Source organism: Deltaproteobacteria bacterium (assembly GCA_009929795.1).
In the GTDB taxonomy this organism is placed as follows: Bacteria; Desulfobacterota; Desulfovibrionia; order Desulfovibrionales; family Desulfomicrobiaceae; genus RZZR01.
Genome location: RZZR01000011.1, coordinates 1 through 12,502 on the forward strand (window position 1 = coordinate 1; position 12,502 = coordinate 12,502).

The following is a 12,502-nucleotide window of genomic DNA, read 5'->3' on the forward strand; positions in this document are numbered from 1 at the left end:
TCCGGGAATCGGGCAACTTTGTCCTCGATGGATGGGCAGTAGCGGGCCCCGATTCCGGTGATGACTCCCTGGAACAGGGGCGAGCGGTCGAATCCGGCCCGGATGGTCTCGTGGGTGGCCTCATTGGTCCAGGTCACGAAGCAGGGCACCTGGGGCAGGCAGGGTCCGGGGCCGTGAAAGCTGAAGCGCGGTGGCGGGTCGTCCCCGGGCTGGGGTTCCAGGAGGTCGAAGTCGACACTGTCCCGCAGCAGCCTCGGTACGGTCCCGGTTTTGAGGCGGCCTAGTTCCAATCCCAGATTGCGGAGAGTGACCGAAAGACCCTGGCAGGCGGCATCGCCGAAGCGGCCGCCAGAAAAATTCCGCAAGCCGACGTGAATTAGACCCTGAAGAAAGGTGCCCGTGGTCAGTAGGACGAACCGGGCCAGGATCGTCTCGCCCAGTAGGGTCGTGACCCCGCAGACCCGGCCGTTGTCGACCTGAATCCCTTCGACCGTGGCCTGACGGACCCAGAGATTTTGTCGGGAGAACAAGGATGAGGACACGGTCTTCTGGTAGGTGGCCCGGTCCATCTGGGCCCTGGTGGAGCGCACGGCCGGACCCTTGCTCGTGTTCAGCGTCCTAAACTGGATGCCTGAGGCGTCGGCCCAGATGCCCATGAACCCACCAAGGGCGTCGATCTCCCGGACCATGTGGCCCTTGGCCAGACCGCCGACGGCCGGATTGCAGGACAATTGGCCGATATGGTCGATGTTGCCGGTCAAGAGCAGGGTGGACAGACCCAGGCCGGAAGCGGCCATGGCCGCTTCGGAGCCGGCATGGCCGGCCCCGACCACGACCAGATCGAAGCATTCGGGCGGGGGCGGCTTGCGGGTCATGCCTTGTCGAAGAGCGCCCGGGCCATGACCTGGGCATCCTTGAGAGTCGAGCCGATCAGAGCGTATTCGTTGGGCTGATGGGCCATCTCCTGGAGAGTGGCCCAGGCCACGACGTCGTGGCCGGCCCGACGGAGAAAGGCGGCCACCGTGCCCCCTCCGACGCCGACGAACCGGGGATCGACCTCGTAGACCCGGGACACGGCCCGGAAGACCCGGCGGGCGATGTCGCTGTCAGCCGATGTGGCCGGAGACTCCTCCCGCTGGACGACCTCCACCTCCACGTTCACGCCGCGCTCGGCGGCCACCTCCTGGCCGAGGGCTTCGATTTCTTTCAGAAGTTGATCAACGCCTTCCCCGGGAAGGATTCGGCAGTCGACGTAAAAGACGTCCCGACCGGGCAGGGTGTTCACGTTGGGGACGTTGGCGTCCTTTCGAGTGGGGGTGATCGTGGTCCTGGGCGGGGAGAAGAGCGGGTCGCCAGGGCGTTTGGCCCGGGTTTGGTCCAGGGCTTCCAGGCGAAGGATCATGTCGGCCGCGGCCGTGAGGCTGTTGAGCCCCAATGCGGGGCGCGAGGCGTGGCATTGGCGGCCGAGGACGGTGATTTTGATCCAGAGCTGGCCCTTTTCGGCGATCTCGATACGGGATCCGTCCGGGCCGCCCACGTCCGGGACCAGGAAGAGATCTCCGGACCGGAAAAGGTCGGCCCGGTTTTCCATGACCCAACGCATGCCAAAGGCGCTTCCGGTCTCCTCGTCGGCGACGAAGAGCAGGCCGAGGTTCATGGGCGGAGTGGTTTTCGTGTCGGTCAAGGCCTTGAGCAGGAGCAGACTGGAGAGGATGCCCTGGTGGTTGTCCTCTGTGCCCCGGCCGATCATCCGGTCGCCATCGACAACGACTTCGAATGGTTCGGTCTCCCAGAGGGCTGTATCGCCCGGAGGGACCACGTCCGTGTGTCCGATGATCCAGAAGGTCCGATTTCGGTCGAAACCCGGCAGAATCGCGGCCACATTGGGACGATATCCACAGGGAACACGGTCGTCCGGAGCGTTCAGGACGGTGATCTCGACCCCGAGGATCTCCGACAGGCGGGAACGGAGAAAGTCGGCCTTTTCTTGTTCGCCCGTCCCCTCGTTGGTTGGGCCTACAGCCGGACGAGCGACCAGTTCGCGTTGCAGGGCGATGAGATCCTGGCGCAGGGCCTCTATGCGGGAAAGGACGGCCTCGGGCATGATTCCTCCGGGTATGGGATTGGAAACGAAAACGGCAGGGTCACCCCTGCCGAACATCGTGTCTCGCGGACCCCAAGGGGGACGCTATGGACTACCGGCCTCGGGCAGCGCGCTTGGAGGCCTTCAGCGGGTTGACCTTGACCTTTCCAGCCTTGTCGATGCTGGCCTTGACGTGGGTGGCAAAGTTGCATGCCCCGCCGGACCATTTGGCCTCGGGCTGGGCGTAGCTGGTGCAAAACTGCTGCCCCTCGAATTCCCGGATCCGGTCACAGCCGTTGCATTTCTCGACGATGGGCTGCAGGATGAATCCCTTGAACTGGAGCCCTTCGGGGGACATGACGGCTCCCTGAAAATAGTTTTGATCGGACATGATTTTTTTCCTCCTTGCTCGAAAGAGCCTGAATCCTGAAACGCCCGCCTGGGGCGCGGGGGATGTATGTTACGGCAAACCGTCTCTCCTATGGATTTGACCGCGATGTTGTCAAGCCTGAAATCCGAGCCAGCGCTTCGCGCTTTTCTTTCGGAGTCTGTCGGGAGCGTCGTCTGAGATGGCCCCGTCCTGTCTGCTCGTCCACGGATATGGCGGGCTACCCTTCGAGATGGAGCCTCTGGCCGAGGCCCTGGAGGGGGCGGGAGTCCGTTGTTCGGTCCCTCTCCTTCCAGGCCACGGCCTCGGACCAGAGGAATTCCGCAGCACTGGATTTTCCGACTGGTGCAGGGCTGTGGAAGAAGCCTGGACCGAGTTGGCCTCGGCGGGTGGCCCGGTTTTCGTGGCCGGCCTGTCCATGGGTGGGAGCATCGGACTTTGGCTGGCCCAGCGCCACGTTTTGGCCGGCCTGGTCACGGTGTCGGCCCCGGTCTTCATTCATCGCTATTTTCCCTGGCATCTTCCGGATTGGAGAATCCCTTTCCTGGGGGTCGCCAAGCATTTCGTGCCCACGGTCCCGGCCCCGTTGGCCGTTCCGGAGTCACGGGCCATCGCCCCATGGCGGGGGTACGAGGGCTTTCACGCCCTGGGCCCCCTTCATTCCCTGATCCAAGGCCTTCGAAGGGTACGGGCCGGCCTTTCCCTTGTGCAGGCCCCGCTTCTTTGCATTCATGCTCCGGAGGATAGAACCTGTCTTGTGGATAACGCCTGGGAGATCGTCCGCGACGTGAATTCCCCCGAGCGTCGGATGGAACTTCTGTCCGTTCGGGAGCGGGTGACCAGCGCCCATGTTCTGACCACCCATCGGGAGACCCGGGACCGAGTGGCCACCCGGGTCCGCGATTTTATTCTCGAGCGGTCTGGCGGGACCGATCCAGCAGGTCCAGAAACCGGGGCAGAACCATGTCCGGGGTGAGCTCGTTCAGGCAGGCCAGGTCCCCCCGGGCGCAGAGGTCGGAGTCGCAGGGCTGGCAGGACATGTTCAGGGCCACGTGGACGTGGTCGGGAGACGGATAGCTCCAATCCTTGTCCGTGGACCCCCGGACAATGAGGGTGGGGACGCCCAAGGCCGTGGCGAAGTGGGAAGGGGCCGAGCAATTGCCCAGATGGAGAGCGGCTTGGCCCATGATGGCGGCCATCTGACGAAGGTCGAGAAGATCTTCGGCCACAATGGTCCGTTCGGAGCGGTTCAAGGCCTTGGCGGCCGTTTCGGCGTCGTCCCATTCGCCGGGACCGTACAGGAAGAGAAAGACGAGGTCAGGCCTGGCTTCCAGAGCCAGGGCGGCTAGACGGCCGAAATGGGCCGGGGGCCATTTCCTGGTTGGGCTGCGGTGGCTGGGATCCACGGTGACCAGACGATCGTCGGGTCCGAGGCCGTGTCGCCGAAGAAAGGCCCTGGCCCAGTCCTTTTCATCCTCGGTCGGGAACAGGGCCGGAGGCTCACCCTTCCACTCAATGCCCAGGGGGGCCAGGACGCTGGCCTTGCACTGGCCGGCCCAGCGATCGATCTGGTCGGTCCAATGCGTGTAGAGCCAACGGTTGTACCAGGGCGGGGTGTAGGTCAGACGGACGGCCTTGCGGCACATGGCCACGATGAAACGGATTCTCGGCAATTGCTGAAAGTCGACGACCAGGTCGTAGCGGGTCCGGGCCACCCGGGCGTAAAAGGCGAAGGAACGAATCGGACTGGACTGGGTTTTTTTGTCCAGTATCCAGACATGGTCCACGCAGGGATTGTGTTGGAGAACCGGGGCGCACTTGGCCTCGGTCAGGACATGGATGCTCGCCCGGGGCCATTTTCGGCGCAGCAAGGTCAGGGAGGGGGTGAGGAGTACCACGTCCCCGATCTGGCGGAGCTGGCAGACGAGGATGGACTTGGGGTCCAGATCGGCGAGAGGAGCCTGGGTGGTCATGGGTTCCGGTTCTCGCGGGCCCAGAGGGCGAAGTTCAGGGTTCGCCAGAGGATGGTGGTGTGGTCCTGCTGGCCTTTGGAGTGTTCTCCGGCCATGGTCTCAAGGGCGTCCATGTTGATGTAAGCTCGCAGCACATCGCGGCTGGAGCCCAGGGCATCTTGGAGAAATCCGGCCATGGGTCCTCGCAGCCATTGGCCCACGGGCATGGAGAAGCCCTGTTTGGGTCTGTGGACGAGATCGGTCGGCAGGAATTGTTCGGCCAGGCGTTTCAAAAGGTATTTGGTGGTTCGCCCCTGAATCTTGAATCGGAGCGGCAGGGAGGCGCAGTACTCGATCAAGGGATGATCGAGAAAGGGGCAGCGGACTTCGAGGCTGTGGGCCATGGAGGCGATATCGGTCTTGACCAGGAGCTGGTCGGGCAAGGACGTCTGATTGTCGAGCCACAGGAGACGTTCAACCGGGTTGGCGGCGGAGGAAAAGGAGCCTGCGTACCAAGGCAGGTACCAGGAGGCGAAAGATTTGCGGGTGGCGGTCCGGAAGTCCGCGGTGAAGAGACGATCTTTGACCGGAGCCAGTCGGGCCTCGTTGCGAAGCAGGGGCTTGAGTTCGGGCCTCAGCCAGTGGGAAATGATATGGCGGCGGACCCTGGCGGATGGACCAGAGGACCTGGCCAGGCTGTCCAACGTGTCCAGCCTTCCCGGGCGGGAAGAAAGGATGCCGTCGGCCAGGCGGGCCAGACGGGTCTTGACGAAGGTCGGGTAGCCGCACATGAGTTCGTCCCCGCCATCTCCGCCCAGGGCCACGGTGACCTCCTGCCGGGCCATGCGGCAGAGAAAGAAGGTGGCCAAGGCGGCGTCGTCCGCAAAGGGTTCGCCGAATTGCCTAGCCAGGGGTGGTAGGAGTTCCAGGGAGGTCGGGGGCATGATCTCCTCATGGTGCTCGGTGCCTAGGATGGTGGCCACCCGTCTGGCGTGGGGAGATTCGTCGAACCGTCTATCCGTGAAGCCGATGGAAAAGGTCTTGGGTGGGCGGTCCATGAGTCGAACCATTGATTCGGCAATCAGGCTGGAATCGATGCCTCCGCTCAAAAGGGCTCCAAAGGGGACATCGCTCCGCATGCGCAGGGCCACGGCCCGATCCAGGGCCTTGGTCAGACCGTCCAGGGCCTCGCGTTCCGAGAGGTCGATCTTGGGCCGGTAGTCCAAGGCCCAGTATCGCTCCATGGTCCAGCCGTTTCGGTCGAACACGGCCACATGGGCCGGTGGGAGTTTGCGGATGGCGGTATGGATGGACAAGGGGGCCGGGATGCACTCCAGGCTGAAGAAGAGGTCCACCGCCACCGGGTCCACGGACCGGTCGATCTCCGAGTGGGCGGCCAGGGCCCTGATTTCGGAGGCAAAGACGATCCGCCGTCCCCGCAGGGCATAGAAGAGGGGTTTCTGGCCCAGGCGGTCCCGGGCCAGGATGAGGCGTTCACGAACCGGGTCCCAGATGCCCAGGGCGAACATGCCCCGCATGTGGCAAACGGCTTCGGTTCCGAATTTTCGGTAGAGGGCCAGGATGACTTCCGTGTCTCCGGAGGAGCGAAAGGGATAGCCGGTGTCCCGGAGTTCCTCTCGGAGTTCGGCGAAGTTGTACATCTCGCCGTTGAAGACGATGGCCGTTCCGGTGTCCGGATCGACCATGGGCTGGTTTCCGGCCGGACTGAGGTCGAGGATGGCCAGACGGGTGTGCCCGAGAACCATGTTCGGCCCGAACCACAAGGACTGCCGGTCCGGACCCCGGTGTCGGAGCCGTTCCAGGACCGGGTCCAGGATCCCGGGCCGCGGGGCGGTATCGAAATCGAGGTGTCCGGCTATACCGCACATGGCTGTTTCCCCTGGGCGACTCGTTCGACGATGTTCAGGAATGGGTCGAGGCCGGCGACGAGGTGTTCGGGCCAGGAAAAAGGCTGCCCGAGTGGGCGTTCCAGGGCCTTGGAAACGGCTCGGGCCAGGGACGGAATATCCATGGGGTCCGGGACGATCAGATCCGGATCCAAAAACACCGAACTCCCGTTGCAGGATGTGGAGACCGTGGGCAGGCCGCAGGCCAGGGCCTCGAGCACGGCGTTGGAGCATGCGTCGTAGAGCGTCGGCAGGATAAAGGCCTCGCAGGCGTGGTAGAAGGTGGGCATGCGTCGAACCCGCCCCAGGAAGTGGACCCTATCCTCGACCCCAAGGCTGCGGGCAATGGCCTGGAATCGGGACGGGTTTCTTCCTCCGGCCACGGCCAGGCGGATTTCAGCCGGAAGGAAGGTGAGCATAGATAGGGCCTGAGGCAGGCCCTTGAGCATAAAGTTGGTTCCGGCCAGACCGACGACCCGGCCCTCGGGGGACAGACCCATGGCCGACCGGGATTGACGGCATTGGAGGTATGTGGCCGGTGTGAACCGGGCCAAGTCCGGGCGGTTGTAGACGACTTCGAAATCCGACGGCGAGAGCCAGGGGTGCGCGGCCACGGTCCAGTCCCGGACGAGGTGGGAATTGGCAACCTTGACGGTCGAACGCTTGAGTTGGATCCGCTCGATGGCCATGGCCAGGGCGTGTCCCGGATTGACTCGCCTCCGGACGCTTTTCCAGATCCGGGAGGGGCCAGGTGACCATGCCCGGGAACTGAGACGCCAGAAGGTGGCTGTGGGGCCGCCGCTGATCCGCAGGATATCCTGGCAGAGGGTATTGTCCAGGCCTATGGTGCAGTCGAAACCGGCGGCCCGTCGGATCTGCTCGGCCCGAAGGGCGAACCAGAGGGTTTTGCCGAATCGTCCCAGGCGAGGTCTGGCCACGGGCAGGATGTCCACTCCGGGGGGGGCGTCATCGGCCCGGGAACAGACACAGGTCACCCGGCAGACGCCGGCCAGGGCCTGGGACAGGGACCAAGCGAATTGTTCCATGCCGCCGTAGCGGCTCAAGCGGGGAACGAGAATTCCAACGTGGCGATCCTTCACGGGCAGACCCGTTCGTAGACCTCCAGGGTCCGGCGGACAAAGGTTTCGTCGTCAAGATTCTCCATGACTCGGGCCTGCTCCCGGGCCAGATCACGGGTCAGGCCGGGATCCCTGGCCAAGGTGGCGAGTCGTTCGGCCATGGCCGCAACGTCACCCGGTTGAAACAGGGCCCGGGGATGGAGCAGGTCGGGCATGACCCCGACTCGAGTTCCGATCAGAGGAACGTTGCAGGACATGATCTCCAGCGCAGCCCGGGCGATGGTCTCGGACCAGAGGGAGGATACCAGGCCGAGATCCGCGGCCGAAATGCAGGCTGGAACATCCCGGCGACGGCCGCTGATGCGGACCCGGTCCCCCAGGCCGAGATCGTTGATCCAGGCCCTGATGGTCTGTTCCGGAGTGGCCGAATCAAAGCCGATCAGAAAGAGGCGGACATGCTCGTTTTCCGGTTTTTTGACCAGGGCGGCCAAGGCCTCCAATGCTTGTCTCTGGCCCTTGACCTCGTCGAATCGTCCCAGAAGGCCAATGACGAAATGGTGCTCGAGAAAACCGAATTCGGCTCTGATCCGGTGTCGTCCGTCGAGATCGAAGTGAAAAACTTTCCGGTCCACTCCGCCAATGATTTGATGAAGCCGCTCCAGTCCCAGACCGAAGGCTGCTTTGAAATGGTTTGTCATGGGTGAGTTGGTGGAGATGACGGCATCGGCGACGTCGTTGTGCAACCAGCGGTTGACGAAATTGGACCGGGGAAGACGCTGGTCGCCCCGGGTCCGGACCAGCCCGAAGCCGCCGATTTTCCGACGAAGAATCCCCCAGTGGACAAAGGCCTCGCCGCGGTGGCAGTTGACGATATTGGGACGAAATTCCCGAATCACGGACTTGAGTTTCCAGTAGAGGCCCACTAGCTTGACCGGGTTGGCGGTGTTTATGTCAAGGGCCAGCAGAGGAAGTCCCATGTGCAGAGCTTCAGTCTCGGGTTCTGTGCCCGTCTGGACCACTGTTAGGACTTCGTGCCCGAGAGCCCGAAGGAGTTTGGCCAGTTTGAGGGCGTACCAAGCGGTAGCGTTGTACCAGCGGACGTTGATGACCTGAATGACATTCATCCCATGCTCGTATCCGTGATCATTCCGGTCAGAGACCGGGAGGCCTTCGTGGGCCGGGCCGCGGCCTCGGTGCTGTCCCAGACCTGGACCGACCTTGAACTCATCGTTGTCGACGACGGAAGTCGAGACAGGACTCGAGACGTCTTGGCCGCCGTGAAGGACGACCGTCTTACGGTAATCACCCAGGAAAATAAAGGGGTGAGCGCGGCCAGGAATCGGGGGCTGTCCCTGGCTCGGGGCGGGTTGCTGGCCCTGCTGGATTCCGACGACCATTGGCTGGCGGACAAAACTGTCCGGCAGGTGCGGTTCATGGCCGAAACCGGGTTCTCCGTGTCCCAGACCGGCGAGACCTGGATCCGCAACGAGCGCAGGGTCAATCCGGGGCGTCGCCATCTCAAGCCGAGCGGATGGTTCTGGGAGCGGTCCCTGGAACTCTGTCTGGTCAGTCCGTCTTGCGTCATGTTCACCCGGGAGTTTCTGGACCGGGCCGGAGGCTTTGACGAAAGCCTTCCGGCCTGTGAGGATTACGAGCTCTGGCTGCGGGCTGGACGAAGATTCGCCTGTGGATACCTCCCCGAGGACTTGGTCGTTCGGCGTTCCGGCCATCCAGGCCAGCTTTCGTCCCTGTACCACGGCATGGACCTTTTCCGGATCAAGGCCCTGTCCAGGCAGATCGTCCGGGACGGTTTAACCGGGTGGGACCTGGACCGGGCCCTTTCGGTTCTGAAGGCCAAGGTCGGCGTCCATGTTCAAGGGTGTCTGAAGCGCGGATTGGAGATCGAGGCCTTGTCGGCTATGTCTTGTCTGAGCGAATGCCTTGATCGTCTTTCGGCCGCGAAAAGTCCGGCCTGTCGAAGCGAGTCCAACCACAACCACGAGGATGATCCGTGTACAAGCTCGGTTCCCTGATAGCCCGCCTTCCAACCGTGGCGGAAACCCGGATCGTTCACTCCGGCCATGTGCTCTGGTTGGCCTGGGACACCAAGCTTCAGGACTCGGTGGTCAATACCCTGAGCAGTTTTGGCGGATGGGCCCTGGTCACGGAAGAGCGCCAAGCCATCTGGTTTTTTCCGGACAAGGAGTTCTTCAAGGGACTGGCACGCCTCTACAAGTGGTCCAAACTGCAGCGGATGTCCCTGTTCATGGCCGCCTTCAGCGGCAAGCTCCTGGTCGATCGGGAGCTCGGTTGCGGTCTTTCCATCGACAACGATCTCTTGTCCTTGACCGCACCCTACCCCAAGCGTTTCGAGGTCTGGGTCTCGGAGAAAGTCCGGGACGGGGCCGTCTCCTTTCCAGGCATCGAACTCGAGCGGGTCCAGAGCGTCGAACTGTCAGCCGGGAAATGGATGAGACTTAAGGCCGATGAGAGTTTGTCCTACGACTCCACAATGAGCTGGATCTTCGTGGTCAGGCCCCTGGGGAATCCTTCGGAAAGGAGCTTCATTGAGGGTTGGAAGCGGTATCACGGTCAGCTCCGGCAGCTCATCGGTCAGTTGAAGGTCAGTTTTCTGTACACCGATGACTTTTTTCTTCTTGTCTACCTGGAAAACGACCGGACTCTTAGGCAGTGGTGCTTCCATCTCCTGCAGCTGAACATGGCCAGCCGGGCCGAAGGAGGAGTTTGGCCCTGCGTCATGGCCGGGTTTCAGAAGGGCGCTCAGAACCTGGGCGCGGATTTTCCTCGCAAGCAGAATCTGGACTGGTCGCAGCTGGCCACGGACGCCATTCATCTCCCCCTCCAGGATGTCTATTTGATGGGCACGGGTTTCCAGCCGCAGGACGCTCGTCTGGGAGGCGAATACGAGCGGCTGGGCACCATGTTCAAGATGACCATCAGGGGACAGGACGGCGAGACCATGGGCAGCTTGCACGTCAGCCTGCCGAGATCCCTGGCCAGGGGCGGGGATTCGCCTTGTTTCTATTGCGGAATGCGCAATCACACGATGGCCGAGTGTCCGACCCGTCATCTCTTCGACATGGATCCCAACATCTGGGAGTCGCTGGCGAAAGTTGATCTCGAGGCATCCGGCGAGGATTTTGCGGCCATTGACAAGGCCCTGGAAAACGGAGTGGTCCAGGGACTTCAGTCCTTGATTCAGGAACAAAACACGCCCGGCATTCTGGTCAGGGCGATGTTCGAAGGTACGAGCGTCTGTCAGCATCGAGTGGTCCGTCTGGTCTGGCGGAGCAGGGGAAAGGACTGGCCCAACGGGCTTCGTCGGTTGAGTCATCCCGAGGGCGAGTACATCTGGACGGCCTTGGACGAGTTGCGCAAGGGAGACTACCGCTTCGCCCAGTCCAATTTAGAGACGGCTTGCCTTCGATATCCACGCAATTTCCAGCCCCGAACCCTGTTGGGCTTTGTCCATTTGGAGCGGAACAACCCGAAGATGGCCGTCAAGGTCTGGAATGACGCCGAGTCCCTCTGTTATACGCCGCTCCAGAGAGGGTACCACATTTTTCTCCGGGCCAGGCTGTTGGAGATCAACGGTCAGTTGGAAAGGGCTATCTCTCTCTACCACGACGCCTTGAGCGTCTCTCCGGGTATGGAGGAATGCCGGTACAGGCAGGCTGCGTGCTATGTGAAGATGGGTTTTCCGGATCAGGCGATGGCCCTTTTTTCCGACCTGATCGAGGAGAATCCGCATGTTTTCAATCAGATTCTCCTCGATTCAGAGCTCGACCGTGGCCATTCCCATCTGCTCTCCGATCTCTGGAAGTTTTGGTCCAGAAAACGACAGATGGCCGAGGAAACTCCTCAACTTCTGGCCGATGTAGAGGCAAAGATCAACGAGTGGTTCAGCGTGGACAACCCGGCTCATGGACAGTTCATGGATCGGATCGAGCGATTGAACCAGTATCGGGGAGTATCCAATTTTGTCGCATTCAGCCGTATTGTCGGCGGGGCGGTCAGCCTGCGCAAAGACATTCAGGCTCGGATCAGCCAGGACATCCAGGACCTGAAGCAGAAGAGGGTGGACGTCCTCGACACTCTTTCATCCATCCAGGAGGAGGTTGCGGCATTTCCCTTTGCCAAACTCATGGGCGGCTTCAACAAGGAGTTCAATTATTGCGCGGTCAAGTTGAACGAGGTGGCCACGATGGAGCTTCAGGTGGCCAAGAATTTCAAGCTGGCCTTCAATGACATCCAGGACGCGTTGGAGGGTATAAAGCGTCTCAATCAGCGTCTGGTTTCACTGCGGATCGTCAGGGACGTGGCCGTGTTTTTCCTCTCCATGAGCAAGTATTTCCTCTGGCTGGAGATCGTAGGCCTGATTCTCGGGGCGATTCTTTTGCCGGGAGCCGTCTTTTTCGGGCTGAAGGCCGGGCAGGCCTGGCCCAACACTCTGCTGGTCCAGAAGTGGGACGTGATCAAAGTGGCCGGCCTGGTAATCAGCGCCCTGGCCCTGGTCGGGGCCGGGATAGTCACCACTATCAGATTCGAGGTCGAGAAGCGGAAGTTGTTGAAACGGTAATGTTCAGGAGGATTCTCGAAAACAAAAAAACCCCGATCGGTTTCGATCGGGGTTTTTTTGTATGACGGTGTGAGTCGGGACTACACGCAGCCTGTGGGCTTGGGCAGACCGGCCATTTTGCAGGCTCCCTTGCCGGGGCCTGACGGAAAAAGCTCGTAGATGTGCTTCAGCTTGAAGCCGGTGACCTTGGAAAGAATGCGGACCATGGGAGCGATGCCGTTCTTCTTGTAGTAGTCCTGCAGGAAGTCGATCACCTTGTTATGCTCATCAGAAAGCTCCTTGATGCCCTCGCTCTCCTTGACATATTCAACCCATTCAGGGCTCCAGTCTTCAAACCTCTGCAAGAAGCCATCTTCATCGATTTCGAAAGTTTTCCCTTTAAACTCAACTGTGGCCATAGTGAAACCTCCTTATGTTGTGATCACTTTTTGTGACGAAGCCCGACGCGGACCGGTATTGTGACCTCGGACGGTAATCTTTCCCATGAAGCCTT

Annotated in this window: 11 protein-coding genes; 3 read left to right on the plus strand and 8 right to left on the minus strand. The window is 61.6% G+C overall.

The genetic code is table 11. From position 1 onward, the window contains the following. The 3 genes from EOM25_02505 to EOM25_02515 form a co-directional block, all read right to left on the minus strand. Positions 1–875: tRNA uridine-5-carboxymethylaminomethyl(34) synthesis enzyme MnmG (locus EOM25_02505; GenBank protein NCC24062.1), on the minus strand; the 875-nt coding region annotated here is incomplete at its 3' end. After that, positions 872–2,104: a M20 family metallo-hydrolase gene (locus tag EOM25_02510; protein NCC24063.1), complete on the minus strand. Its 1,233-nt coding sequence runs from the start codon at positions 2,102–2,104 to the stop codon at positions 872–874. The genes EOM25_02505 and EOM25_02510, both read right to left, overlap by 4 nt. Positions 2,105–2,195: 91 nt before the next feature. Further along, on the minus strand, positions 2,196–2,474 hold the full coding sequence (locus EOM25_02515) for a hypothetical protein (protein ID NCC24064.1): 279 nt from the start codon (positions 2,472–2,474) through the stop codon (positions 2,196–2,198). Between the two features lie 178 nt (positions 2,475–2,652). On the opposite strand from EOM25_02515, the gene EOM25_02520 reads away from it, so the two are divergent. Continuing rightward, complete coding sequence (locus EOM25_02520; GenBank protein NCC24065.1) at positions 2,653–3,447, plus strand: alpha/beta fold hydrolase; 795 nt, start codon at positions 2,653–2,655, stop codon at positions 3,445–3,447. Here the strand turns inward: EOM25_02520 and EOM25_02525 are convergent. Genes EOM25_02525 through EOM25_02540 form a run of 4 tightly spaced genes read right to left on the minus strand, consistent with a single transcriptional unit; the run spans position 3,377 to position 8,533 of the window. After that, the gene (locus EOM25_02525) at positions 3,377–4,444 is read right to left on the minus strand and encodes a glycosyltransferase family 9 protein (GenBank protein NCC24066.1); all 1,068 of its coding nucleotides are present in this window, start codon (positions 4,442–4,444) and stop codon (positions 3,377–3,379) included. The two genes, EOM25_02520 and EOM25_02525, sit on opposite strands and share 71 nt — an antisense overlap. Beyond that, the gene (gene asnB, locus EOM25_02530) at positions 4,441–6,312 is read right to left on the minus strand and encodes an asparagine synthase (glutamine-hydrolyzing) (protein NCC24067.1); all 1,872 of its coding nucleotides are present in this window, start codon (positions 6,310–6,312) and stop codon (positions 4,441–4,443) included. The genes EOM25_02525 and asnB overlap by 4 nt, the downstream gene beginning before the upstream one ends. After that, positions 6,300–7,430, minus strand: a complete 1,131-nt coding sequence (locus EOM25_02535; GenBank protein ID NCC24068.1) for a glycosyltransferase — start codon at positions 7,428–7,430, stop codon at positions 6,300–6,302. The genes asnB and EOM25_02535 overlap by 13 nt, the downstream gene beginning before the upstream one ends. Beyond that, complete coding sequence (locus tag EOM25_02540; protein NCC24069.1) at positions 7,427–8,533, minus strand: glycosyltransferase family 1 protein; 1,107 nt, start codon at positions 8,531–8,533, stop codon at positions 7,427–7,429. The genes EOM25_02535 and EOM25_02540 overlap by 4 nt, the downstream gene beginning before the upstream one ends. Before the next feature lie 3 nt (positions 8,534–8,536). Between EOM25_02540 and EOM25_02545 the strand changes: the two genes are divergently transcribed. Then, positions 8,537–9,442 (plus strand): glycosyltransferase, encoded by a 906-nt coding sequence (locus EOM25_02545; protein NCC24070.1) that lies wholly within the window; start codon positions 8,537–8,539, stop codon positions 9,440–9,442. Further along, entirely contained in the window at positions 9,421–12,009 is a 2,589-nt protein-coding gene (locus tag EOM25_02550) for a tetratricopeptide repeat protein (protein NCC24071.1), read from the plus strand. Before EOM25_02545 ends, EOM25_02550 begins: the two co-directional genes overlap by 22 nt. 80 nt (positions 12,010–12,089) lie before the next feature. Here the strand turns inward: EOM25_02550 and tusE are convergent, their stop codons facing one another. Beyond that, positions 12,090–12,407 (minus strand): TusE/DsrC/DsvC family sulfur relay protein, encoded by a 318-nt coding sequence (tusE, locus tag EOM25_02555; protein ID NCC24072.1) that lies wholly within the window; start codon positions 12,405–12,407, stop codon positions 12,090–12,092. Positions 12,408–12,502: the final 95 nt, after the last annotated feature.